21 protein-coding genes are annotated in these 22,390 nt (G+C 73.0%); 4 read left to right on the plus strand and 17 right to left on the minus strand.

Annotation, left to right across the window (positions count from 1 at the left end; all coding sequences use genetic code 11):
• Window positions 1–12 precede the first annotated feature (12 nt).
• From UA74_RS13660 to UA74_RS13675, 4 genes are all read right to left on the minus strand, one after another.
• On the minus strand, window positions 13–618 hold the full coding sequence (locus UA74_RS13660; protein ID WP_318533301.1) for a MaoC family dehydratase: 606 nt from the start codon (window positions 616–618) through the stop codon (window positions 13–15).
• Entirely contained in the window at window positions 615–1,373 is a 759-nt protein-coding gene (gene fabG, locus UA74_RS13665) for a 3-oxoacyl-ACP reductase FabG (RefSeq protein ID WP_075764500.1), read from the minus strand. Before fabG ends, UA74_RS13660 begins: the two co-directional genes overlap by 4 nt.
• Window positions 1,374–1,487: 114 nt before the next feature.
• The gene (locus UA74_RS13670; protein ID WP_075764501.1) at window positions 1,488–2,675 is read right to left on the minus strand and encodes a thiolase family protein; all 1,188 of its coding nucleotides are present in this window, start codon (window positions 2,673–2,675) and stop codon (window positions 1,488–1,490) included.
• Between the two features lie 120 nt (window positions 2,676–2,795).
• Complete coding sequence (locus tag UA74_RS13675; protein WP_075764503.1) at window positions 2,796–3,947, minus strand: acyl-CoA dehydrogenase family protein; 1,152 nt, start codon at window positions 3,945–3,947, stop codon at window positions 2,796–2,798.
• 167 nt (window positions 3,948–4,114) lie between these two features.
• Between UA74_RS13675 and UA74_RS13680 the strand changes: the two genes are divergently transcribed.
• The 4 genes from UA74_RS13680 to UA74_RS13695 all read left to right on the plus strand — a co-directional run bounded on the left by UA74_RS13680 (window position 4,115) and on the right by UA74_RS13695 (window position 9,574).
• Window positions 4,115–4,813: a TetR/AcrR family transcriptional regulator C-terminal domain-containing protein gene (locus tag UA74_RS13680; protein ID WP_075740572.1), complete on the plus strand. Its 699-nt coding sequence runs from the start codon at window positions 4,115–4,117 to the stop codon at window positions 4,811–4,813.
• A gap of 535 nt (window positions 4,814–5,348) precedes the next feature.
• Entirely contained in the window at window positions 5,349–6,806 is a 1,458-nt protein-coding gene (locus UA74_RS13685) for an aldehyde dehydrogenase family protein (RefSeq protein WP_083683188.1), read from the plus strand.
• Window positions 6,803–7,900: an alcohol dehydrogenase catalytic domain-containing protein gene (locus UA74_RS13690; protein WP_075740573.1), complete on the plus strand. Its 1,098-nt coding sequence runs from the start codon at window positions 6,803–6,805 to the stop codon at window positions 7,898–7,900. Before UA74_RS13685 ends, UA74_RS13690 begins: the two co-directional genes overlap by 4 nt.
• Before the next feature lie 381 nt (window positions 7,901–8,281).
• Complete coding sequence (locus UA74_RS13695) at window positions 8,282–9,574, plus strand: glycosyltransferase (RefSeq protein ID WP_075740574.1); 1,293 nt, start codon at window positions 8,282–8,284, stop codon at window positions 9,572–9,574.
• 333 nt (window positions 9,575–9,907) lie between these two features.
• On the opposite strand, the gene UA74_RS13700 is transcribed toward UA74_RS13695, so the two are convergent.
• The 13 genes from UA74_RS13700 to UA74_RS13760 all read right to left on the minus strand — a co-directional run bounded on the left by UA74_RS13700 (window position 9,908) and on the right by UA74_RS13760 (window position 22,332).
• Window positions 9,908–10,486 carry a 1,2-dihydroxy-3-keto-5-methylthiopentene dioxygenase gene (locus UA74_RS13700; protein WP_075743791.1) on the minus strand — a complete coding sequence of 193 codons (579 nt, stop codon included), beginning with the start codon at window positions 10,484–10,486 and terminating at the stop codon, window positions 9,908–9,910.
• Window positions 10,486–11,163 (minus strand): methylthioribulose 1-phosphate dehydratase, encoded by a 678-nt coding sequence (gene mtnB / locus UA74_RS13705; protein ID WP_075740575.1) that lies wholly within the window; start codon window positions 11,161–11,163, stop codon window positions 10,486–10,488. The genes UA74_RS13700 and mtnB overlap by 1 nt, the downstream gene beginning before the upstream one ends.
• Window positions 11,160–11,897, minus strand: coding sequence for an acireductone synthase (gene mtnC / locus UA74_RS13710; RefSeq protein WP_075740576.1), 738 nt, complete (start codon window positions 11,895–11,897; stop codon window positions 11,160–11,162). The genes mtnB and mtnC overlap by 4 nt, the downstream gene beginning before the upstream one ends.
• On the minus strand, window positions 11,894–13,060 hold the full coding sequence (locus UA74_RS13715) for a s-methyl-5-thioribose-1-phosphate isomerase (RefSeq protein WP_083683189.1): 1,167 nt from the start codon (window positions 13,058–13,060) through the stop codon (window positions 11,894–11,896). Before UA74_RS13715 ends, mtnC begins: the two co-directional genes overlap by 4 nt.
• Before the next feature lie 223 nt (window positions 13,061–13,283).
• On the minus strand, window positions 13,284–14,471 hold the full coding sequence (locus UA74_RS13720) for an acyl-CoA dehydrogenase family protein (RefSeq protein ID WP_075740577.1): 1,188 nt from the start codon (window positions 14,469–14,471) through the stop codon (window positions 13,284–13,286).
• Window positions 14,468–15,250, minus strand: a complete 783-nt coding sequence (locus UA74_RS13725) for a nucleoside phosphorylase (RefSeq protein ID WP_075740578.1) — start codon at window positions 15,248–15,250, stop codon at window positions 14,468–14,470. Before UA74_RS13725 ends, UA74_RS13720 begins: the two co-directional genes overlap by 4 nt.
• Window positions 15,247–16,161: an ABC transporter permease gene (locus UA74_RS13730; RefSeq protein ID WP_075740579.1), complete on the minus strand. Its 915-nt coding sequence runs from the start codon at window positions 16,159–16,161 to the stop codon at window positions 15,247–15,249. The genes UA74_RS13725 and UA74_RS13730 overlap by 4 nt, the downstream gene beginning before the upstream one ends.
• Window positions 16,158–17,183 (minus strand): ABC transporter permease, encoded by a 1,026-nt coding sequence (locus tag UA74_RS13735; protein WP_075740580.1) that lies wholly within the window; start codon window positions 17,181–17,183, stop codon window positions 16,158–16,160. The genes UA74_RS13730 and UA74_RS13735 overlap by 4 nt, the downstream gene beginning before the upstream one ends.
• Window positions 17,180–18,754, minus strand: a complete 1,575-nt coding sequence (locus tag UA74_RS13740) for an ABC transporter ATP-binding protein (protein WP_083683190.1) — start codon at window positions 18,752–18,754, stop codon at window positions 17,180–17,182. Before UA74_RS13740 ends, UA74_RS13735 begins: the two co-directional genes overlap by 4 nt.
• A 7-nt stretch (window positions 18,755–18,761) precedes the next feature.
• Window positions 18,762–19,796, minus strand: a complete 1,035-nt coding sequence (locus tag UA74_RS13745) for a BMP family ABC transporter substrate-binding protein (protein ID WP_075740581.1) — start codon at window positions 19,794–19,796, stop codon at window positions 18,762–18,764.
• A gap of 422 nt (window positions 19,797–20,218) precedes the next feature.
• The gene (locus UA74_RS13750; RefSeq protein WP_075740582.1) at window positions 20,219–20,959 is read right to left on the minus strand and encodes a hypothetical protein; all 741 of its coding nucleotides are present in this window, start codon (window positions 20,957–20,959) and stop codon (window positions 20,219–20,221) included.
• 52 nt (window positions 20,960–21,011) lie between these two features.
• Entirely contained in the window at window positions 21,012–21,443 is a 432-nt protein-coding gene (locus tag UA74_RS13755) for a hypothetical protein (protein ID WP_075740583.1), read from the minus strand.
• 163 nt (window positions 21,444–21,606) lie between these two features.
• Window positions 21,607–22,332, minus strand: coding sequence for an SDR family oxidoreductase (locus tag UA74_RS13760; RefSeq protein ID WP_075740584.1), 726 nt, complete (start codon window positions 22,330–22,332; stop codon window positions 21,607–21,609).
• Window positions 22,333–22,390: the final 58 nt, after the last annotated feature.

Raw genomic sequence — 22,390 nt, forward strand, 5'->3', positions numbered from 1 at the left:
GTGCGAGCGAGATCACTCGGCCGGGTACAGCCGGGAGACGGTCTGCGCGACACAGCACGGGCGCTCGGCGTCTCGCGCCGTGACGGTGACGGTCGCGACGAGCTGGAGGGCGCCGTCTCCGAGCGGCGTCGCCTCGTCGATCCGGCTGGTGGCCCGGACCGCGCTGCCGGTGCGCAGCGGTGCCGGGAACCGCACGCGGTTGAGTCCGTAGTTCACCCCGGTCCGCACGCCCGCCACCCGGTACAGGCCCCGGTTGAGCATCGGCAGCAGCGACAGGGTCAGGTAGCCGTGCGCGACGGTCCCGCCGAACGGGCCGTCCGCCGCCCGCTCCGGATCGGTGTGAATCCACTGTCGATCCTCGGTGGCCTCGGCGAAGGCGTCGACGCGGGCCTGCTCGATCGACTCCCACGGGCCGGGGCCGATCACGATGCCCACCGCCTCGGACAGCTCGGCGAACGAGGCGAAGACGCGCAACGGGACCGCGTCCGAGGTCGGCTCCGGAGCCGCCGACCGCGCGCCCGCCCCGACCGCCGCGTCACCCGCTCCGGCCGGGTCCTGGGAAACCGCCGCACGTGGGCCGGGAACGCGATCGTCTTCGGCATCGCCTCGGGCGGTCACCGCGCACCGCCGTTGACGTAGAGCGTCTGGCCGCTGACGTAGGACGCCGCGTCGGAGGCGAGGAAGGCGATCACCTCGGCCACCTCCGTCGGTTGTCCCACCCGGCGCAGCGGGATCTGTGTCGCGGCCCGCTGCTGGTGATCGTCGGCCTCCAGCCCCACGCGCTGGGCGGTGGCCGCCGTCATCGCGGTGGCGATGTAGCCGGGTGCCACGGCGTTGACCGTCACCCCGAAGGGGCCCAGCTCGATGGCCAGCGTCGCCGTCAGGCCCTGGACGCCCGCCTTGGCCGCCGCGTAGTTGACCTGGCCTCTGGCGCCCAGCGCCGAGCGGCTGCTGAGATTGACGATGCGGCCGTATCCGGCGGCCACCATGGGCTGCTGCGCCGCGTGGCAGCAGAGGAACATGCTGGTCAGATTGGTCGAGATGACTGCGTCCCACTCGGCGGCGGGCATCTTGAACAACAGGTTGTCCCTGGTGATCCCGGCGTTGTTGACCAGGATGTCCAGCCTGCCGAAGCGGTCGAGGACCTGGGCGGTCATCGCCGCCACGTCACGCTCCACCGCGACGTCGCAGCCGATCGCGACGGCGGTGCCGCCCGCCTCGACGATCTCCGCCGCGACGGGCCTGGCCCGGTCCTCGGTCAGGTCGACCACGGCCACCGACGCCCCGTCGGCGGCCAGCCTGCGCGCCGTGGCGGCGCCGATGCCCTGCGCGGCACCGGTGACGACGGCGATCCGTTCGGCGAATCTGCTCACGGTGATCCCTCTCTCGATGATGTGACGTCTCGGTCGTCTCTCACGGGTGTGTCGGCGGTCGGGGTGGCGTCTTCGGTGGCTCTTGATGCCATGCCGCCGCAGGCCTTTCGTTGATCAATCGCGGTCGATCAGCATCGCCGTGCCCTGTCCGACGCCGACGCACAGCGTCGCCAGTCCTCGCCTCGCGCCGGTCCGCCGCATGCGGTGCAGCAGGGTGGTCAGGATTCGAGCGCCGGAACAGCCGAGGGGATGCCCGAGGGCGATGGCTCCGCCGTCGGGGTTGACCAGCTCCGCAGGCAGGTCGAGCGCATCGACGACGGCGAGCGTCTGCGCCGCGAACGCCTCGTTGACCTCCACCGCGTCCAGGTCCGCCACGCGTCGGCCCGTCCTGGCGGTCACGGCGCGGACGGCGGGCACCGGTCCCAGCCCCATGACGTCGGGGTGCACGCCGACGCTGGCGCCTCCCGCGTAGCGGCCGAACGGCGTGACCCCGAGATCGGCCAGCGCCGAGTCGCTCACCAGCAGCAGGCCTGCGGCGCCGTCGTTCAGCGGCGAGGAGTTGCCCGCCGTCACGGTGCCCCCGGCGCGGAACGCGGGGCGCAGGCTCGCGAGTCGCGCAGGCGAGGTGTCCTCCCGGATGCCCTCGTCGGCGTCGACGAGATCGCCGTCGGGGGTGCGGACCGGCAGCAGCTCGTCGTCGAAGCGGCCTGCTGCCCGAGCCTCGGCCGCCCGGCGATGGCTGCGCAGCGCGAAGGCGTCCTGACGCTCCCGTGAGATCGAGCACCGGGTCGCCACCTCCTCGGCCGTCTCGCCCATCGCCAGCACGCCGTGTCGCTCGCCCGCCTTCTCGTTGACCAGCCGCCAGCCCAGCCTGGTGTCGGCCAGTTCCATCGTGTGAGGCAGACCGTCGGCGGGACGCGGTAGCACGAACGGGGCTCGACTCATGGACTCCGAACCGCCCGCCAGCACGACCTCGGCCTCGCCTGCGGCGATCGCCCGAGCGCCGGTGATCACCGCCTCCAGCCCGGAGGCGCACAACCGGTTCACCGTCGCCCCCGGCACCGAGTCCGGCAGGCCCGCGAGCAGCACGGCCATCCTGGCCACGTTCCGATTGTCCTCACCGGACTGATTGGCCGCGCCCCAGTAGACGTCGTCGATCCTCGCCGGGTCCATGGCCGGCACGTCGGCGAGCAGGCCCGCGATGACCTGGGCGGCCAGATCGTCGGGTCGGACGGCGCGCAGTGCCCCGCGCAGTCGGCCGATCGGGGTGCGACGGGCGGCGACGAAGTGGACGGCACGCATGGTCGGGCTCCTCGGAGGGGACGGGCGGCGGGATGGTCGGGCGGAAGGTGGGGTGCGCTCGGCGCCCGTGGGATCGGTCCGCCGCGGCAGGAACGGCGGCCCTCGGCAGGCGGCGCCGACCTATCTGAAGGCGCCGATGCCGGTCAGCGCCCGGCCGATGATCAGCTGTTGGATCTCGGTGGTGCCTTCGTAGAGCGTGGTGACGCGGGCGTCCCGCAGATACTTGGCCACCGGGAACTCGTCGAGATAGCCCGCGCCGCCGAAGACCTGCACCGCGTTGTCGGCGGCGCGCACGGCGGCCTCGCTGGCGAAGAGCTTGGCCATCGAGGACTCGGTCTCGAAGGGCTGGCCACGGTCCAGGAGATCGGCCACCCGCCAGACCAGCAGGCGCGCGGCGGCGGCGTCCACGGCGATCGAGGCGATCAGTCGTTGCACGAGCTGGTGGCCCGCGACGGGCTTGCCGAACTGCTCGCGCTCTCGGGAGTAGGCCACCGCGGCGTCGAGTGCGCCCTGCGCCACTCCGACGCACCCGGCCGCCACCGACATCCGGCCCTTGGCCAGGGCGGACATCGCGATGCCGAAGCCCCGGTCGACCTCGCCCAGCCGGGCGGAGTCGGGCAGCAGCACGTCGTCGAAGGTCAGCTCGGCGGTCGCCTGGCCGCGCAGGCCGAGTTTGCCGTGGATCTCGCGGCGGGTCAGACCGGGGGAGTCGGCGGGCACCAGGAACGCCGTGATCCCCCGAGGGCCCGGACCGCCGGTCCTGGCGAAGACCACGCAGACCTGCGCCCAGGTGCCGTTGGTGATGAACGTCTTCGCCCCGGTGAGCAGCCAGCCGTCGTCCTGCCTGCTCGCACGGGTCCGCAGCGAGCCTGCATCCGATCCGGTGTCCGGTTCGGACAGTGCGAAGCACCCCAGCGCCTCCCCGGAGCACAGCCTGGGCAGCCACCAGCGGCGCTGTGCCTCCGTGCCGTACGCCAGGATCGAGGCGGCCACCAGGCCGAGGGACACCGAGACCACCCCGCGCACCGAGGAGTCCGCCCGTCCCAGCTCCTCCAGCACGAGGCAGTAGGACAGGTGATCTCCGCCGGAGCCGCCGTAGGACTCGGGGATGGTCATGCCGAGGAACCCCACCTCACCGAGGCGGGGGATCAGCTCGAGGTCGATCGACTCGCGACGGTCCCAGTCGGCGGCATGCGGCACCACCTCACGGTCGACGAAGTCGGCGGCGAGGCGGCGCAGCGCCGCCTGCTCCGATGAGAGGGTCAGGTCCATCTCGCCTCCGTGCCCTGGGAATCGTGTGCCGGGAATCGTGCCCTGGGAACAGCCCCTGGAAATCGTGATCCCCCATAAACTAGCGCTGGAAGTTTATCGGCGTCCAGGGGTGATGTGACAGAGTTCCGTGCGCGGCGGTCGTCGTCCCCGCCGCCGAGGAGGTCGGTATGGCTCGGCCGCGTCAGCCCCGGCTGAGCAGGGCCCGCATCGTGGAGGCCGCCACGGTGCTGATCGACGCCGACGGGCTCGATGCGTTCTCCACGCGACGCCTCGCCCTCGAACTGGGCGTCCGGGGGCCCTCGCTCTACAACCACTTCGCGACCAAGAACGAGATACTCGACGCCGTCGCGGACGAGATCATCGCGCAGGTCGACGTCTCCTTCTTCGCCGAACACGACTGGCGGACGGCGCTGCGCCGATGGGCGCACTCCTATCGCGACGCCCTGGCCGCGCACCCCAACATCGTGCCGGTCCTGGCACGAGGGCCGGGCAGGCGGCCCGCCGCGTTGGCGATGGCGGACGCGGTCTACGGCGGCCTGGTCGACGCGGGCTGGCCGCCCGCGCGGGCCACCCACATCGGCGCCGTGATGCGCTACGTCGTCGCGGGTTCGGCGCTGGGCTCCTTCGCCAGGGGCTTCGAGGCCGATCCCGCGCTGTACGAGGAGGAGCGGTACCCGCACCTGTCGCAGGCGCACCTGCTCGCCGATCACCAGCGCAGCGTCGACGAGGGCGCCTTCGCGCTGGGGGTCGACATGCTGCTCGCCGGGCTGAGTCAGGTCTACGCGGAGGTCGTCGGCCCGCTGCCGCCTGCGGCGGGTAGTTCGGCGACGGGCGGATCTGCGACGACCGGACAGGCCCGGCCTTAGCCGGGGCGGGGTGTGCTCCCGATCGCGGGAGCGCCGGTTCCGAGTGGCCTCCATGCCTCCCGGCGGCCGATGCGGCGGTTCGGCGCCGAGCAGCCGCCTCGACGCCGCAGGGCGCGCGTCCTCCTGGGCGGATCGTCGGTTCGACGGCCGGAGCGTCGCAGTGCCGTCCGCCGTCCGCCCGTCCCGCGGGGGTGGGCGGCCTGCTCGAGTCCGGTTCGCTCCCGTGCCTTGCCGCGTGCGGAGGTGATCACGTCGGGCAGCGTGGGTTTTCGAATCTCGCGTCGTCGGACGTCGTCGCGCCGTTGCCGACCTCGCCGCTGCCGCTGTCCTCCCGGCTCTGTCTTCGCCTTCCCCCGACTTCGTCGCCGTCGCCTCGACGGTCGTCGTGTCGAGCCGCTCTCCCGCGCCGCCCGCCGTCGGCGCACCTCCCGGCCGCAGCCTCTATCGGCGAGGCGGTCGCGGCGCTAAGGTGAAAACTAGCGGCGCTAGTCCACTTTCGTCGCTCACCCTCGGCCGTTCGACGAGCAGGGATGCCATGACCAGCGCAGACGTCGCCACATCAGCCGGGGCGGCGCGAGCCGCCGACCGCAGCAGGTTCTATCTGGACGGACAGTGGACGGAGCCGCTCGGCGGGGGCGTCATCCCCGTCGAGAACCCCTACACCGAGCGGATCATCGCCACGGTGCCCGCCGGGTCCGTACGGGACGTGGACCGGGCGGTGGCCGCCGCCCGTGCCGCCGCGACGCCGTGGGCGGCCACCCCGCCCGCCGTGCGGGCCGAGCACCTCGCCCGACTGGCCGACGCGGTCGCGGCGCGGGCCGAGGACCTCGCCGCCACCATCGGCCGGGAACTCGGTGCGCCGCAGCGGGTGGCCGCCGCCGTGCATGTCGGAATGCCGCTGACGGTGTTGCGCGGCATCGCCGAGACGGCCGCCCGGCCGCCAGCGGAGGAGACCGTCGGCAACTCCCTGGTGGTCCGGGAGCCCGTCGGGGTCGTCGCCGCGATCACCCCGTGGAACTACCCGCTGCATCAGGTGGTCGCCAAGGTGGCGCCCGCGCTGGCGGCGGGCTGTCCGGTGGTCCTCAAGCCCAGCGAGGTGACCCCGCTGACGGCGTACCTCTTCTTCGACGCCGTCCACGAGGCGGGACTGCCGCCCGGCGTGCTCAACCTGGTCGTCGGCACCGGTCCGGTGGTCGGCGAGGCGCTGGCCGGGCACCGGGACGTCGACATGGTCTCCTTCACCGGCTCCACGGCCGTCGGCGCCCGGATCTCCCACCTGGCCGCCGATCGGATCGCCCGCGTCGCCCTGGAGTTGGGGGGCAAGTCGGCCAACCTCGTCCTGGCTGACGCCGACCTGCCCGCCGCCGTCCGTGCAGGCGTCGGCAAGGCCTTCCTCAACTCCGGCCAGACCTGCACCGCGTGGAGTCGGATGCTGGTGGACCGCAGCCGGTATGCCGAGGCCGTCGAACTGGCCGAGCAGTCCGCCCGCCGCTTCACCCTCGGCGACCCCGTCGCCCCGCAGACCCGCCTCGGCCCGCTGGTCTCGGCCGCGCAGCGTGATCGGGTACTCGGCCACGTCGACCGCGCCGTCGCCGACGGAGCCAGGCTGGTGATCGGCGGATCCGACGCCGAAGTGCCCGCGCAGGGCCATTTCGTCGCCCCCACCGTGTTCGCCGACGTCGATCCCGACGGCGCGCTCGCTCAGGAGGAGGTCTTCGGCCCGGTCCTGGCGATCATCCCCGTCGCCGACGACGCCGAGGCCGTCGCGGTGGCCAACAACTCGCGCTACGGCCTCGCCGGAGCGGTCTGGTCCGCCGACGCCGAACGGGCGCTGGCGGTGGCGCGGTCGCTGCGTACCGGCGCGGTCGACGTCAACGGCGGTGCGTTCAACCCCGCCGCGCCCTTCGGCGGCTACCGCCAGTCCGGTCTCGGCAGGGAGTTGGGCGCGCACGGCATCGCGGAGTTCACCGAGGTGAAGGCGATCCAGCGATGAGCGGCGGACGCACCGTGTCGGCCCTGCTGGCGCGTCGTGCGGACCTGTCGCCCACTGTGGAACAGGTGCGGCTGCCCGATCCGGGACCGGGCGAGGTCCGGGTCCGGATTCGGGCCGCCGGGGTCTGCCACTCCGATCTGTCGATGATCAACGGCACGCTCGCCCCGTCCTTCCCGCTGGCACTCGGCCACGAGGCGGCGGGCGTCGTCACCGACGTCGGGCCGGGGACCGATCGCGTCTCCGGCGGGGAGCACGTCGTGCTCAACTGGTCGCCTGCGTGCCGGACCTGCTGGCATTGTGCGGCGGGCAGGCCGTGGTTCTGTGACACCGCAGGCAGGCCGTCCTCGGCACGGGGCGCCACCGCCGACGGCGCGGCGCTGCACGTCACGCTCGGTCTCGGCGCACTCGCCGAGGAGGTCGTGGTACCGCAGCACGCGGTCATCCCGGTGCCCGCCGAACTGCCTTTCGACCAGGCCGCGCTGCTGGGCTGCGCGGTGCTGACCGGCGTCGGCGCCGTCCGCAACACCGCGCGGGTCGCGGCGGGGGAGTCCGTCGTCGTGATCGGACTCGGCGGGGTCGGCCTGTCCGCCGTCCTGGCCGCTCGCGATGCGGGCGCGGAACAGATCCTGGCGGTCGACGTCACGGAGTCCAAGCACGCACTCGCGATCGCGGCGGGCGCGACGGACTTCCTCGTCTCCGACGGCGGGCTCGTCCGCTCGATCCGGGCCCGCACCGACGGGCGCGGCGTCGACCACGCCTTCGAGTGTGTCGGCCGGGCGACGACCATCGAGACCGCCTGGCGCTCGGTGCGGCGCGGTGGCGGGGTGATCGTCGTCGGCATGGGCGCTCGAGACGACGTGATCAGTCTCAGCGCACTGGACGTCTTCCACTCCGGCCGGGTGCTGCGCTCCTCGGTGTACGGCGCGGCCGATCCCGACCGCGACGTGCCCGCACTGGCCCGCGACGTCCTGGCAGGCGATCTCGACGTGACTCCGCTGATCACCCACCGCATCTCCTTGGCCGAGACGCCCGCCGCCCTCGATCGACTGGCGAGGGGGGAGGGCGCCCGCTCGGTGGTGTCCTTCCCGGGCTGACCCGCCCCTCCGCAAGGTCGGTCGGGCCTCTCGTGGCGGCCCGGCGAAGCGTTACGGCGCTGTGCCGGACCCCCGTCCTGCGGCGCCGCACCAGGCCCGCCCTGCGCATTGGCGGCCGTCGAACGGCGTGCCGAGGTCGCCGCCCCGCACCGGTTGCAGGCTGCCCGCCGCGCCGACCGACGGCGATCCCCGGCGGGCGCGGCGACGAGCCTCGAAGCCCGCTCGAGAGCGACTCGAGGACGAGTCGTGTCAGTCGATCGCGGCTTGTCCTGTCGCCCGGCGACGCGAGACGCTCGCGCGCAGCGGTGATCAACTGTCCGATTCACCGACGACGTCGCTAGTCCGACGAACCTGATTCGTCGGGTGAGAGGAAGGGGATCGATGCGGATACTCCTGGTGGCCGCGCCCGGCGTCGGGCACCTGCTGCCCGCCGTGCCGACGATGTGGGCGGCGCGTGCCGCAGGCCACGAGATCCTGGTGGCGACCACCGGGCCGAGCCTGGACATGGCGGTCCGCTCCGGCTTACCCGCCGTCGACGTCTCGCCAGACGGCAGCGCCACCGCCGGCTACCATCAACTGGCGCCCCGCGCCCTCGCCCGCCGCACGGCAGGCGAACACGCCACCGAGGGCGATCCCGCCGCACAGTGGCAGGGGATGACCGCCGCGTTCGGAAGTTCCTGGTCGGCGGTCCGAGACCACCGACCCGCCGAGGACGCCGACTTCCTGGCCTCGTTGTTCGCCGTGAGCGGCCGGATGATCGACGGGACCGTGCGCATCGCCCGTGACTGGCGAGCCGACCTCCTCGTGTTCACCTCGTTCCTCGCGGCAGGCGAGATCGCCGCGACCGCGGTCGGCATCCCCTCGGTTCTGCACGGCATGGGCCTGCCCCATCCGCCCGCCACCGGACTGCTGGGCGTGCTCGACGACGTCGCGACCCGCCACGGCGTCGCGGACCGTCTCGAACCGCCCGCCGCCGTGGTCGACCTGTGCCCCGAGATCCTGCGCCCGCCGAGGTCGGCTCGCGGACTGCCGCTGCGCTACGTGCCCTACAACGGCGGCGCGTTGCTCAGCGACGTGGTCTGCGCGGTGCCCCGACGTCCTCGGATCTGCCTGACGATGGGCTCGGTGCTGCCGGGCGCGGGCGTGGACGAGGTGGTCCAGTCGGCGATCACGGTGGCGGCGGCCCGCGACGCCGAGGTCGTCCTCGCCGTCGACACGCCGGACGAGACGATCCGCAGGCGACTGCCGTCGAACGTCATCGTGTCCGGCTGGGTCCCGCTCAGTTCGGTGCTGCCGCACTGCTCGGTGGTGGTCCACCACGGTGGATCGGGCACTACCTTCACCGCGTTCGCCCACGGCACCCCGCAGCTCGTGCTGCCGAGAATGGCCGATCAGCCCTTGAACGCCGACGCGGTGCGGCGCAGCGGATCGGGCGTCGTGCTCGCCGAGCGGGACCTCGACGTCGCCACGCTGACCAGCAGTCTCGACCACGTCCTGGGCTCCGCCGACATCCGGCGCAGCTGCGCGCTGGTCCGTGCCGAGATCGAGGCGATGCCCGGCCCGGAGGCACTCCTCGTCCGACTCGCCGAACTCGGCGGTCGGCAGGCGTCGCCCCCCGCGCCGCGCGGGCAGGCGGACCCGGCCCGCTCCGCCGCACCGGGCTCCGCCGACTAGCGCGGTGCGGCGGCGCGGCCTGCCGCCGACAGGACCGCTGGTGAATCGCCCCCGTCTGTGCGGCCAGGGTCGGCGAGATCACCCCCGGCCGGAAGGCCACCAGACACCGCAGCCTGCCCGGTGCGGCGGTGGCCAGACCCAGCGCGGCGTAGACGACGAGCCCGATGCCGATCACGTCGGCGCGCAGGAGCTCGCGCGCGTTGTTGATGAGACAGCCCAGTCCGGCGTCGCGTTGACCTGTTCACCGACGCCCCGGCCACGAGGCACTAGAGGCCGCGCGGGAACGCTCCCGCGCGGCCGGAGAGAGAACAGCTGAACCGTCGTGCCCCGGGGTCAGCCCCGCCCGGCGGCCAGCTCGTCGAAGCTGGGGAAGCGGTGTGCGATGGAGTCCTCGATGAAGTCGCCCACCCAGCCCTCCTCGTCGTGGAAGAACCGCACCGACACGTAGTCCGGCCGGGAGCCCATGTCGAACCAGTGCGTGGTGTTCGCGGGCACGCTCAGCAGATCGCCCGCCTCGCACAGCACCGCGTGCACCTTGCCGTCGACGTGCAGGTAGAACACCCCGGAACCCCTGGCGAAGAAGCGGTCCTCGTCGTCGTCATGGGTGTGCTCGGACAGGAAGCGCTTCCGGGCGGATGCCGCCTTCTCCTGCCACTCCGCGTCATCGCTCGGCGTCATGTGCAGCGCGTCGACCAGCACATAACCCTGTTCGTCGATCACCTTGTCGACGCGCTCCCGATAGGCGGTGAGCACCTCCTCGGAGGTGGGCTCGGCGGGCAGGTCCGTCACCACGGGCCACTGCTCGAAGCGGACCTTCAGCTCGGCGAGGACCGCGCTGATCTCCTGGGGGTCCTCCGTGCGTCGCAGCACCGAGGTCGGATCGTCCTCGGGCCAGACCGTCAACAACGTCATCACGTCCACCTGCCTCTCGCCGTGTGCTCCCCGGCGTCGGCCCTGGTCTCCAGGGTGAACCGGAGCAGCCACTCCAGGCACTCCGCGCGATTCCGCGCCGAATGCAGGTCCTCTCCCCACACATACAGGCCGTGCCGAGCCACGATCAATGCCGGGGTCGCCGGATCGAACCCCGCCTCGAAGGCGTCGCCGAGGACGGTCATGTCCTGGCTGTTGGCCACCACCGGCACCGTCACCACGTCGTCGTGCGCGGCACGGCCGAAGCCCTTGAGCATCTCCAGGTCGCGCAGCTCCACACCTGCGGGCCACCGCTCGGCCGCGACCACCGGGGCGAGCACATGGACGTGCACGACGGCGCCCGCCCCGGCGACGGCGGCGATCCTGGCATGCAGCCCGGCCTCCGCCGACGGCCTGCGGGCAGGCTCGGGGCCGCCGGGCACCGCCTCGCCCGACCCGTCGACGACGACGAAGTCCCGCGAGGTCAGCTCGTCCTTGTCCAGCCCGCTGGCGGTCACGGCCAGCCGCAGCGGATCGTGGTTCAACGTCACCGACAGGTTCCCAGAGGTGCCGCGCATCCAGCCCATCCGCGTGTAGCGGGCGGCCTCCTGCGCCAGCGCCCGGCCCGCCTGGTCGAGCTGCGTCGCACTGGGCGTGAACGTCGTAGGGGAGTCGGTCATCGCGAATCGTCCTTTGCGGCCGCCACGATCTCCACCTCGTCGAAGGACGCGATCGCCCGGTGCGGCCCGAAATCGGCCTCGGCGAAGGGCTCGCCCGACCTCGCCAGCCCGACGGTCTGCCAGCCCGCCTCGGCGGCGGCGTCGAGTTCGGCGGGCACGTCGGAGAGGAACACGATCTCGCCCGCAGGCGGATCGCCGAGGCCGGCCGCGATGGCCCGGTAGGACGGCGCCTCCCGCTTGGGCCCGGCGTTGACCGTGTCGAAGTGGTGGCGGAACAGGCCGGTGACGTCGCCTTCGTTGCTGTGGGAGAAGGAGGCGATCTGGCCTGCGACCGAGCCGGAGGAGAACACCGCCAAGTCCAGCCCGCCGTCCCGCCAGCGCCGCAGCGCCGGGAACGCGTCCGGGAAGTACTGCGAGATCAGCTCGCGTCGCGCGTAGCCCTCCTGCCAGATCAGGCCCTGGAGGCTCTTGAGCGGGGCGGCCTTGCGGTCGGCGTCCATCCAGGAGTGCAGCACCGCGACGATCTCGGCGGTGCCCGCGTCGGCGGGCAGTCCCGCCTCTGCCCTGGTCGCCTCGACGGCCGCGCGTACCTGCTCGTCCTCGGGGTGGGCGTCGATCCAGGGCCCGAGCCTCGGCCGCGCGTAGTCGTAGAGCACCACGTGCACCTGGCTCGTCGGGGTCAGGGTCCCCTCGATGTCGACCACGACCCAGCGGGCCGTCAGACTGCCGGTCATGACGTCGTGTCCTCTCTGTTGCGGTGATAGTCGGCCAGCAGGCCGGGGTCCAGGGCGCCCCGATCGGTGACGACCCTGGTGACGAACCTCGGCGGGGTGACGTCGAACGCCGGGTAGTGCCCCCGCACCCGCAGACTCGCGGTGCGGCGTCCCAGCGTGTGCAGCACCTCGTCGCCGTCGCGGTACTCGATCGGGACGTCGGCGGCGGTGCGGGCGCCCGCGTCGGGCGTCTGCACCTGCGCGTAGAAGGGCACGTCGAAGGCGTGCGCGGCCACGGCGAGACCGAGGGTCCCGACCTTGTTGACCACGTGTCCGTCCATCGTGACCCGGTCCGCCGCCGTCACCAGCGCGGACACCAGCCCCTCCGCCAGGATCGAGGCGCCCATCCCGTCCGTGACGAGGGTGACGTCCACGCCCATCTCGGCCAGCGTCTCGGCGGTGAGCCGGGCGCCCTGGAGATACGGCCGCGTCTCGGTGCAGAAGAAGCGCAGTGTCCGACCGCGCCGCGCGGCGGCGGCGACCGTCTCCACCAGGTAGAGGTCGGCCCAGCAGTGGGTCAGCACCGTCGCGCCGTCGGGCAGCAGGGCCGCGGTGTGCTCGCCCAGCGCTCGGCTGCGGGATCGATAGTCCTCGTCACCGGCTCGCGCGCCGCGCAGGGCGGCCTCGACGAGGGCGTCCCCGGTGGGGAAGCCCGCAGGCGGCCGCGCCGCGTCGACACCTGCGGGGTCCGAGTCGGGTGTTCCCGGCTCCGACAGCTCGGCGAACACCGAGGCGACCGCCTTGCGCAGCGCGTCGTTGGTGGGACGGCTGGCGATCAGCGCCCGGCCTGCGGCGACCAGTCGGGAGTGGGCGGCGGGCGCGTCCAGATCGCGGGCCTGCCTGGCGGCCAGCACCATCGCCCACAGTGCGGCGAAGTACGGCCCGGAGGACTGGGTGACCATGTCCTTGATGGCAGTCGCGACGTCCTCGGCAGTGCGGCAGTGCACCCACTGCCGCTCGAACGGGAAGACCCGCCGGTCCAGGATGTGCACCCCGTCGTCCGCCAGCCGCACGCTGTGCGCCAGGACCGGGCCCGGCGCCTCGGCCGGGGCGATCGGGGCCTGCGGATCGGGCCCGCCGCTCGCCGCCCGCGTGGTCGCGGTGGGCTGCTCCGCCGCCGTCATGTCCTCACACCCCTGTTCCCGCTCGTCGTCTCTGTCTTGTCATGCGTCGCCTGCGGTCCGGCGGCTCGCCCTGCCGCCGGACCCGGGCTCCGTGACCCGGCCGCCGGCGCCGCCGAGACGGGCAGGCCACCGGCCCGGACTCGGCGACTGGACTCCGCACCGGAGGCCCCGACCGAACCCGAACCCCGCGCACACCCGAACCCGGCGAGTCCGAACCCGAATCTCAGCTGTAGCCCGTCACCGGCGGCAGCTCGCCGGTGAGCAGATGACGGCCGATCTCGCGGGCCTTGTAGCTCACCGGGTCGTGGAGCGTCAGCGTGCGGGCGTTGCGCCAGTAGCGGTCCAGCCCGTGGCGGGCGCCGGTGGCCCGTGCTCCGGTCAGCTCGAAGATCCTGGTGCCCACCTCGTTGACCACCTCGGTGCTCACGACCTTCGCCCTGGAGATCAGCACCCCCAGCTTGCCGCGCCGCTCGGCCGTCAGCCCGGTGCCCAGCGCCTCGGCTGCCTCGAACGCGCGCGAGGCCGCGTCCACCAGCAGCGTCGCCGCCGTCAGCCGGGCGTCGAGCCTGCCGTACTCGGCGAGCACATACGGGTCGTCGGTCGCCGCCTCCACTCCCGACAGCGGCCAGGCGCGGGACTGCTCGGCCGTGTAACGGCCCGCCTCGCCGAGCGCGCCCTCGGCGATGGCGACGTGCAGTCTGCTCAGCAGCAGCTGGAAGCCCAGCGGGCTCAGCGAGTCCCGCCACGCGCGCGGCTCGTCCGGGGCGGGCTGCGCCCCCAGCACGTCGCCCTCGGGCACGAACGCATCAGTGAACTCGACGCCGCCGCTGGCCGACAGCCGTTGTCCGAGGTTGTCCCAGTCGCCCAGATAGCGGATTCCCGCCGCCGAGGCGTCCAGGGTGAAGGCGATCTTGCGGCCGGTGTCGGCCTCGGTGCCGCTGGCGATCAGCCGGTCGGCGACGCTGGCCCCGGTGGCGAAGAACTTCCGTCCGCTGACGGCCAGCCCGCCCGGCACCGCCCGGGCGACCAGCGCCGCGTCCCGAGGGTTGCTGACCCCGGCCCAGAACCAGCCGCCCTCGACCGTGGCGCGCTCCAGCCGGGCCTGCTGCTCCGGCACGTCGAACAGGCGGGTCCGCCAGAGCTGGAAGTAGTGATAGCCCAGCAGATGACCGATCGAGGCGTCCGCCGCCCCCACCGTGGCGATCACCCGGTGCGCGGTGGGCCAGTCGCCGCCCAGCCCGCCGTGCTCGACGGGCACCAGCAGCCGCAGCAGGCCGGACTCGCGCAGCAGTGCCACCTCTGCGACCGGCTCGGCGCCCCGGCGTTCCCGCTCGACGGCGTCGGCGCGCAGCCGCGCGGCCACCTCCTCGGCGATGTGCAGCACGCTCGGCTGTTCGATCGGCGTGCTCATACTCGTTCTCCGCTCTCGGCCAAGGCGATCAGCGCGTCCAACACGACGTCGGCGCTGCGCCGTACCGCGTCCACGACGACCTGTCGGTGCGGCGCGTAGGTGGTGGCGTCCACGTCGTCGTCCCCTGCATAGCCGTCCACGACCAGTGCGCCACCCGCGCGCAGCCCGCGCAGGCTCGCGAACACGTACAGCGCCGACAACTCCATCTCGATGGCCGCCACCCCGGCCGCCGTGTACTCCCGCACCGGCAGGGTCAGCACCGCCGGGCTGAACGCCGCCCTGGTCCACACGACGCCGCGCCGATGCGTGACGCCGTGCGTGCGTGCCGCCGCCGTCAGCGCCAGCGTCGCCTCCGGCGTCGCGAAGGCCGGGTACTCCGGATGGACGAGCTGCTGGGAGACGCCGTCGTCGCGCACCGCGGCCTCGGCGATCACCAGGTCACCGTCGCCGATGTCGCGACGCAGCGATCCGGCCGTGCCGAAGCGCAGGAACGTGTGCACGCCCGCCTCGGCGAGTTCCGCGAACAGGCACACGGCGCCGGGTCCGCCGACGCCGTGCGAGGACACCACCAGCTCGACACCCCGCCAGGTGCCCGCATACGTCCGGTACTCGCGATTCTCGCCGATCAGCCTCCCCTCGGTGAGCCGGGCCGCGACGGCGTCGGCACGCGCGGGGTCGCCGACGACCAGGGCCAGGCCGGGCAGGCCGCGTCGGGGGATCTTCGTCACGGGCAGCACGTCGGCCGTGCCCTCGGCCTGCGAGTCGGGGGAGTCGGTCATCGAGTGAGGGTCCCTTTCGCCTCGTCCCGTCGCCGGATGCGACGGCTGGAGAGGAACAGTGCCACGAGGGTCACCACGTACGGCGCGGCGTCCGCCGCCTGCTGCGGAAGGCCCACGGCCTGGAGCCGGAAGCCGAACGCCTCGGCGAGACCGAACAGCAGTGCCGCCAGGAACACGCCGATCGGTGCCGCCAGACCCAGCATGACGGCGACCACCGCGATCCAGCCACGTCCCGCCGTCATGTTCTCGGCGAACAAGGTCACATTGCCCAACGCGAGCTGGGCGCCGCCGAGCCCGCACAGCGCGCCGCCCACGACGATCGCGCCGTAACGGTGTCGGGTGACGCTCACGCCCAGGTTCGTCGCCGCCTCGGGGTTCTCGCCGACGCCGCGCAGCCGCAGGCCCCACGGATGCCGGTAGAGCAGCACCGCGAGCCCCGCCACCGCCAGCCAGGAGAGATAGAGCAGCGGGGAATGGCCCGACAGCACCGGGCCGAGCACGGGGACGTCGGCCAGCAGCGGGATGTCGACCCGCCCCAGGCCCTGCAACGCGGGGTCGCTGAAACTGCCCTGCGTGCCGAACACCGTGCGCAGCAGGAAGGCCGTCAACCCCACCGCCAGCATGTTCATCGCCACCGACAGCACGATCGGATCGGCGCCCAGCGTCACGTGGCCGACCGCCAGGATCAGCGAGAACGCCGCCGAGGCCGCCATCGCCGCGAGCACGCCCACCCAGGCGCTGCCGCTGAACCAGCTGCCCGCCACGCCCGCGAAGCAGCCGACGAGCATGGTGCCCTCCAACGAGATGTTGAAGACCCCCGCCCGTTGACACAGCGCCCCGGCCAGGGCGGCGAACAGGATCGGGGTGAGGGCCCGCAGCGCGGCGGCGAACAGTGCCGGATCGATCGTCATCGGGACCCTCCCCGGCGGCGCAGCAGACCGGTGGACGCCGCGAGGAACACGATGATCACCGCTTGCAGGATCGCCGTCAGCTCACGCGGTGTCTGCGTGACCCGCTCCATGTCGAAGCCGCCGTTGGTCAACGCGGCGAAGAAGAACGCGGCCAGTGCGGTGCCGACCGGGCTCGCCCCGGCCAGCAGCGCGGCCATCAGCCCGATCCAGGTGTACTGCGGCGAGATCAACGCACCGTCGATGAAGCGGAACGGGAAGCCCAGCACCATGATCGCGCCCACCAGGCCAGCCATACCGCCGGAGGCCGCCAGCAGCCGGAGAGTCAGCGCGGGCCGGTCGATGCCCGCATAGGCGGCGAACCGGGGACCGGCTCCGGTCATCCGCACCTCGTAGCCCGCCGGGGTCCGCGCGTCGACGACCAGGAACACCACCACGACCGCCAGGACGGCGAACAGCCCGATGGTGACCTCACCGAGGCCGATCCCGGGCAGCGCCACCCCCTCGGGGAGCCGCCTGCTCTGCGGGAGACTGGAACCGGGGTCGGCGAGCGGGAACCGCACCAGGTACGAGGCGAGCGACATCGCCGGGTAGCTCAGCAGCAGCGAGCTGACCAGCAACGGGACGCCCAGCGATGTCTCGCACAGGGCGGCGAGCGCCGCGTACGACGCCCCCGCCAGCACGCCGCCTGCCACCGCGAGCAGCACCGTGAACCCGGCGGGCAGCGGACTGTGCAGGCCGATGATCACCGCCGTGATCGCGCCGAGGACGAGTTGACCCTCGCCGCCGAGGTTCACCATCCCGGCCCGCAGCGGGATCGCCAGGGCTATCGCCATGCCCAGCACCGGCACCAGATACGCCAGCGTGCCGGGAAAGCCGTCGGGGCCGAACGCGCCCACCACCAGCGCCTGATACGCCCGCAGCGGGTCGGCCCCGGTGGCGGCGAGCAGCACCGTGGCGACGACGAACGCCGCGCCGAGCGCGATCAGCACCGCGCCCCGGCGCCCACGCAGTACGTCGGTCATGAGTCACCCGCCATCGCCAGTCCGAGCCGTTCCTCGGTCGCCTCGTCCCGCCACAGCTCGGCGACCAGCCGACCCTCGTAACACACCAGGACGCGGTCGGACAGCCCGCGGATCTCGCTCAGCTCCGCCGAGACGAGCAGCACCGCATGCCCGGCGTCCCGGCAGGCGATCAGCTCCGCGTGCACGGCCTGCACTGCTGCGATGTCCACGCCCCGGGTGGGCTGCTCGACCACCAGCAGCGGAGCCTTGCGGGTGATCTCCCGGCCCAACAGCGCCTTCTGCTGATTGCCGCCGGACAGCGAGCGGATCGGCGAGCGCGTGTCGCCCGCCCGCACGCCGAAACGCTCGATGATCGCCCTGGCATGGGCGTGCATCGCGGCCGGGCGCAGGAGCCCGCCCCGCGAGCGCAGGCTGCCTCGCTGGAAGCCGGCCGCGAGATTCTCGGCGATGGACGCGCCGGGCGCGGAGCCCACCGCGCCCCGGTCCTCGGGCAGGTAGGCCAGGCCTGCCCGCCGTCGGGCCGCGATCCGCAGCCGGGTGACGTCGGCGTCCAGCACCCGGACCTCGCCGCCGGAGGCGGTGCGCAGTCCGACGATCGCCTCGATCAGCTCGCTCTGGCCGTTGCCCGCCACCCCGGCGATGCCGACGATCTCGCCCGCTCGCACGGTGAAGGAGGCCGAGTCCACCAGCGGTCGGCCGCCCCGCCTGGCCACCGTCAGCTCCCGCACCGCAAGTACCGGCCTGCCGGGGGAGCCGGGGGGATGCACGATGTCCAGCTCGACGTCGCGGCCGGTCATCGCCGAGGCCAGGCTCGCCGCGCTCGCCTCGGCGGTGGGGATCACCTGGGCGACCCGGCCGTCCCGCAGCACCGTCACCCGCCTGCTGACCGCGAGCACCTCGCCCAGCTTGTGCGTCACCAGGATGACGCTGCGTCCTTGCGCAGCCAGGCCGCGCAGCACGTCGAAGAGCCGGTCCACCTCGTCCGGGGTGAGCACGGCGGTCGGCTCGTCGAGGATCAACACGCGGGTGTCCCGGTACAGCAGCTTGAGGATCTCCACCCGCTGGCGCACGCCCAGCGGCAGGTCACGCACCCGGGCGTCCGGATCGACGCCGAGGCGGAACCGCTCGATCAGCTCGACGACCCTGGCGCGGGCGGCGGCGCGATCCACGAGTCCCCGCCGGACCGGCTCCTGCCCGTAGATCACGTTCTCGGTGACCGACAAGCCGGGGAAGAGCATGAAGTGCTGGTGCACCATGCCGATGCCCGCCGCGATCGCCGCAGCGGGCCCGGCGGGCTCGACTCGCTCGCCGAACAGCTCGATCTCGCCCGCGTCCGGGCGCAGCGCGCCGTAGAGGATGGACATCAGGGTCGACTTGCCCGCCCCGTTCTCGCCCATCAGCGCGTGGATCTCGCCGCGTTCGACCCGCAGGTCCACGCCGTCGTTGGCTACTACGCCGGGGAACCGTCGGGTGATTCCGCGCAGGACGACCGCGGGCGACTGCTCGTCGACACTGCTGTCGGGGGCGTCGGCGGGCCTGCCGCGCGGGTCGTCGGAGGTGCTGTCCGTCATCAGGTGGTCACGAGCCCGCCGGGTCGACGACGGTGATGTCGCCCGCGACGATCCGATCGCGCAGGGCGGCGACCTCCTCGATGACCTCGGGGTGCTCGGCGATGGTGCACTGCGACTCGCTCGCGTCATCGAGCAGCCCGCTCAACGACAGGCCGTCCTCGGCGAGGCCGTAAGAGCGGTCATCGCCGGGCGCACCGCCCAGGATCGCGTCGATGCCGTCGGCGATGACCACGTCGGTGCGCTTGACCACGTTGTCCACCACCTGGCCCGGGCTGGCCGGGCACTGGTTGGAGTCGACGCCGAAGGCGAAGAACCCGCCCTCCTCCGCCGCCTCGAAGACGCCGAGGTTGCCCGCCGCCGAGGCCGCGCCCATCACGTGGTCCACACCGCTGCCTGCCAGCGTGCCCGCCAACTCCTTGGCGCGGGCCGGGTCGTTGAACGGGTTCTGACCGCCGATGAAGAGCTGGGTGAACTCGACGTCCGGGTTGGTCTGTGCGGCGCCCTCGCCGAAGGGGTCGGAGAAGCGGTGGAACTGCGGGGAGTCCAGCACGACCACGGCGCCGACGTGGTCGGTCTCGGTGAGCAGGCCCGCCTGGGCGCCCGCGAGGTAGCTGGCCTCGTGCTCGCGGAAGGTCGCGCAGGTGACGTTCGGGAAGCTCTCCTCGGTGCAGGAGTCGATGAACAGGAACTGCTGTTCGGGGTTGCGCTCGGCCTCCTGGGCGAGGACGTCGGCGAAGTTGAAGCCCACCGCCACGACCACGTCGGGCGCCTCCCGGACGGCCGCGGCCATGTTCTGCTGGATCGAGGCGGGGTCGCTGCTCTCGTAGACGCTGGAGGTCCCGCCGTGCTCCTCGGCGGCGTTCTCGACGCCCTCCACGGAGAGCCGGAGGAAGTCGTTCACGCCGATCGGGTTGGGGGTCACCAGCACGAAGGACGGTCCGTCGGCCCCGTCGCCTCCGGTCTCGTTCGACGAGGCGTTGCAGCTCATGGCGGCCACGGCGGTGAGCGAGAGCACGGCGGCATATCGGAGGGAGCGCGGCATGACGGTCCTTCGAGGCTCGAACACGGTGGGTGACACCAAGGCTGCGCGACGCGGCCTGGCCTCACCCGAACGGTCCAGTGGATGGTATGCGGATAGCCACGATATGAGAACTCGACACCGATCTTCACCGCTGTGATCCCAGTATATGAAACTTCTCCAGCTTCCTCGCGTGGTCGGATGCGCTCCCGAGCGCAGACGATCCGAGGTCACCGCGACCGCTGACCAGCTCCCCGCAGGCCGGGACGACCCTGCGCCCGGTCGTCCCGTCGTGCGGGACCGCCGTGACCGACCGCCTGACCGACAGGCCGCGCCCCAGGCCGCCGCCGCTGCCCCGCCGTGGCCCGGCCGCCCGCTGCCGCCCGCCGCAGGCCACGGCGGGCCGGTTCCGATCGTGGCCCGGCCCGCCGAGGCGACCGTCGCGCTCAGCCTCCTGCGGGCACCGCCTCCGCCACCAGGATGTCCTCGCCCTCGCCCAGGTCGTAGACCGCGATCTGATTCCGCTGTGCGCCGACCCGCAGCGACTCCTCGCGATCGGTGTAGCGCTCGGAGACCCCGATCACCAGCTCCTCGGTGTCCGGGTTGATCCAGCCCCCCAGGTAGGAGCCGGTTCGCTCGGCGAAGAACTCGCGGTTGGTCAGCAGGAACTCGTCGACCTCCGCCTCCAGCGCGTCGGTGTCGGCGAGCAGTGTCCCCGCCAGCGTGAGGCCGGGCGCGTCGTCGAAGGACACCATGTAGCCGTCGGTCGGCACGTCGCCGCGCACGCCGATGCTGAAGCCGGTGTCGCCCGCCGCCGCGTCGAGGGCCGCGCGGCGGGCCTCGTGGTACTCCGGGTCGCAGATCGCGGCGAGGAACTCGTCGGCGGGATCGAGTTCGGCGGTGCAGGACACCTCGGCCGAGTCGGCTTCGTCGTCCGCCGCCGTGTCGGCCTCGACGGTCGTCTCGATCGCTGCGGTGCCGTCGCCCGAGGCACTGTCGGTGTCGTTCTCAGGACCGCCGAGCAGCGGCCAGGCGACGAACCCGATCAGCGCGAGCACCACCAGCACGGCCGCGCCCACGCCCCACCGCCACGCGCCGCCTGCGGCCGCACTGCTCGGCCGGGCGTCGTCCTGCCCGGCTCGCGTGCCGCCCGCGTCGCCGTCCGGGTCTCGGTCCGTCGTACTCATCTGTCGTCCCTTCGGCCGGGGCAGCCCGGCATGCCGTTCGTATCCGGGCAGATCACACCCGGATGGGCGCCCCGGCTGCCACCCGTTCGGGGGTATCGGCCGATTTCTCCCGCAGGGTGGGACATAGCGGGTCGGGTCGGCCTGCCGGGTCCGGCTTGGCGGAACACCGGTGCCGGGTCGCGCGCCGCATCCCGGTCGTCGTCCGCGACCCTGCCTCGACGGGGACGGAGCTGGTCACCAGCGCGCTCGAGCGCGCGCCGCCGCCGTCGGCAGGTCGCAGCGGGTGCCCGACCGCGTCCAGCCGAACACCGCGCCGCAGTACCGCGTCCGCGTGCACCGCGTGATTCCGGCAGACGGCCCGCCGTCGGACGGCCGCCCCGCAGTCGGCCCGCTCGGCAGACCCGAGCGGGCCGGCGACGGCGCCCGGCTTCGGCTGCCCCCGGTGCTGCGCGACCACGCGCGGCTGCCTGGCCGACGCCGACATCCCGCACCGACCTCCGACGCCCGGCGCCGTCGATCAGGCCCGCATGCTGTCGTCAGCGCAACGGCGGCGCCGCGCTCGAGCACGTCGATGCATCACCACTAGGCCGAGCGCCGAGTCTCGTCGTCCCGGTCCGACCGACCAGGTCGACGAGCATCCCACCGCCTCACCAGGGGATGACGCCCTCATCGTCGAAGAAGCCGCCGCGCGGCCCGTCATCGGGCAGGGTGGCGAGTCGGATCGCGATCGCGGCACCCTGCTCCGGCGTCCTCGGCGAGTTGAAACCGGTGAAGTCGGTCGCGACGTAGCCGGGGCAGCAGGCGTTCACGATGACGTTCGTGTCGGCGAGTCGGCGGGCGTACTGCGCTGTGATGCTGTTGAGCATCGACTTCGACGGTGCGTACGCGGCCAGGATCGGGCCGGTCTGCAGCGTCAGCGAGCCCATGTTGCTCGACACGTTGACGATGCGCGGCGAGCCTGCGCGGCGGAGCAGCGGGAGCAGCGCGTTCGTCACCCGGATCACCCCGAGCACGTTCGTGTCGAGAACGGTGCGGACGACGTCGAGGTCGAGCGTCGTCGGGTCCTGCGCGTCGCCGTCGGTCCGGCCTCCGATGCCCGCGTTGTTGACGAGTACGTCGAGCCGTCCCGCCGTCCGCTCGACGGTCGCCGCCGCCGAGGCGACGCTCTCGTCGGAGGTGACGTCGAGGGCGACCCCGAATGCGTCGACGCCTGCGGCCCGCAGCTTCTCCACAGCCTCCTGGCGCCTGACCTCGTCGCGCGCGCCCACCGCGACCGTGAAGCCGATCGCCCCGAGTCCTTGTGCGATGGCGAAGCCGATTCCCTTGTTCGCGCCGGTGACCAGCGCGGTCTTCGTGTCGTTCACGCGATCCATGCTCGCGGAGTCGCCTGCCTGCCGTCCAAGATCGATTCGGTCAGTGCTGATACTCCCC

It is taken from the genome of Actinoalloteichus fjordicus (assembly GCF_001941625.1).
Classification (GTDB): Bacteria; Actinomycetota; Actinomycetes; order Mycobacteriales; family Pseudonocardiaceae; genus Actinoalloteichus_A; species Actinoalloteichus_A fjordicus.

Bases quoted from the DNA above. Each gene is read 5' to 3' on its own strand.
- UA74_RS13670 (WP_075764501.1), bottom strand. From the start codon at position 2,675: ATGCGTGCCGTCCACTTCGTCGCCGCCCGTCGCACCCCGATCGGCCGA.
- UA74_RS13675 (WP_075764503.1), bottom strand. From the start codon at position 3,947: ATGGACCTGACCCTCTCATCGGAGCAGGCGGCGCTGCGCCGCCTCGCC.
- UA74_RS13680 (WP_075740572.1), top strand. From the start codon at position 4,115: ATGGCTCGGCCGCGTCAGCCCCGGCTGAGCAGGGCCCGCATCGTGGAG.
- UA74_RS13685 (WP_083683188.1), top strand. From the start codon at position 5,349: ATGACCAGCGCAGACGTCGCCACATCAGCCGGGGCGGCGCGAGCCGCC.
- UA74_RS13690 (WP_075740573.1), top strand. From the start codon at position 6,803: ATGAGCGGCGGACGCACCGTGTCGGCCCTGCTGGCGCGTCGTGCGGAC.
- UA74_RS13695 (WP_075740574.1), top strand. From the start codon at position 8,282: ATGCGGATACTCCTGGTGGCCGCGCCCGGCGTCGGGCACCTGCTGCCC.
- UA74_RS13700 (WP_075743791.1), bottom strand. From the start codon at position 10,486: ATGACGTTGTTGACGGTCTGGCCCGAGGACGATCCGACCTCGGTGCTG.
- mtnB (WP_075740575.1), bottom strand. From the start codon at position 11,163: ATGACCGACTCCCCTACGACGTTCACGCCCAGTGCGACGCAGCTCGAC.
- mtnC (WP_075740576.1), bottom strand. From the start codon at position 11,897: ATGACCGGCAGTCTGACGGCCCGCTGGGTCGTGGTCGACATCGAGGGG.
- UA74_RS13715 (WP_083683189.1), bottom strand. From the start codon at position 13,060: ATGACGGCGGCGGAGCAGCCCACCGCGACCACGCGGGCGGCGAGCGGC.
- UA74_RS13720 (WP_075740577.1), bottom strand. From the start codon at position 14,471: ATGAGCACGCCGATCGAACAGCCGAGCGTGCTGCACATCGCCGAGGAG.
- UA74_RS13725 (WP_075740578.1), bottom strand. From the start codon at position 15,250: ATGACCGACTCCCCCGACTCGCAGGCCGAGGGCACGGCCGACGTGCTG.
- UA74_RS13730 (WP_075740579.1), bottom strand. From the start codon at position 16,161: ATGACGATCGATCCGGCACTGTTCGCCGCCGCGCTGCGGGCCCTCACC.
- UA74_RS13735 (WP_075740580.1), bottom strand. From the start codon at position 17,183: ATGACCGACGTACTGCGTGGGCGCCGGGGCGCGGTGCTGATCGCGCTC.
- UA74_RS13740 (WP_083683190.1), bottom strand. From the start codon at position 18,754: ATGACGGACAGCACCTCCGACGACCCGCGCGGCAGGCCCGCCGACGCC.
- UA74_RS13745 (WP_075740581.1), bottom strand. From the start codon at position 19,796: ATGCCGCGCTCCCTCCGATATGCCGCCGTGCTCTCGCTCACCGCCGTG.
- UA74_RS13750 (WP_075740582.1), bottom strand. From the start codon at position 20,959: ATGAGTACGACGGACCGAGACCCGGACGGCGACGCGGGCGGCACGCGA.
- UA74_RS13755 (WP_075740583.1), bottom strand. From the start codon at position 21,443: ATGTCGGCGTCGGCCAGGCAGCCGCGCGTGGTCGCGCAGCACCGGGGG.
- UA74_RS13760 (WP_075740584.1), bottom strand. From the start codon at position 22,332: ATGGATCGCGTGAACGACACGAAGACCGCGCTGGTCACCGGCGCGAAC.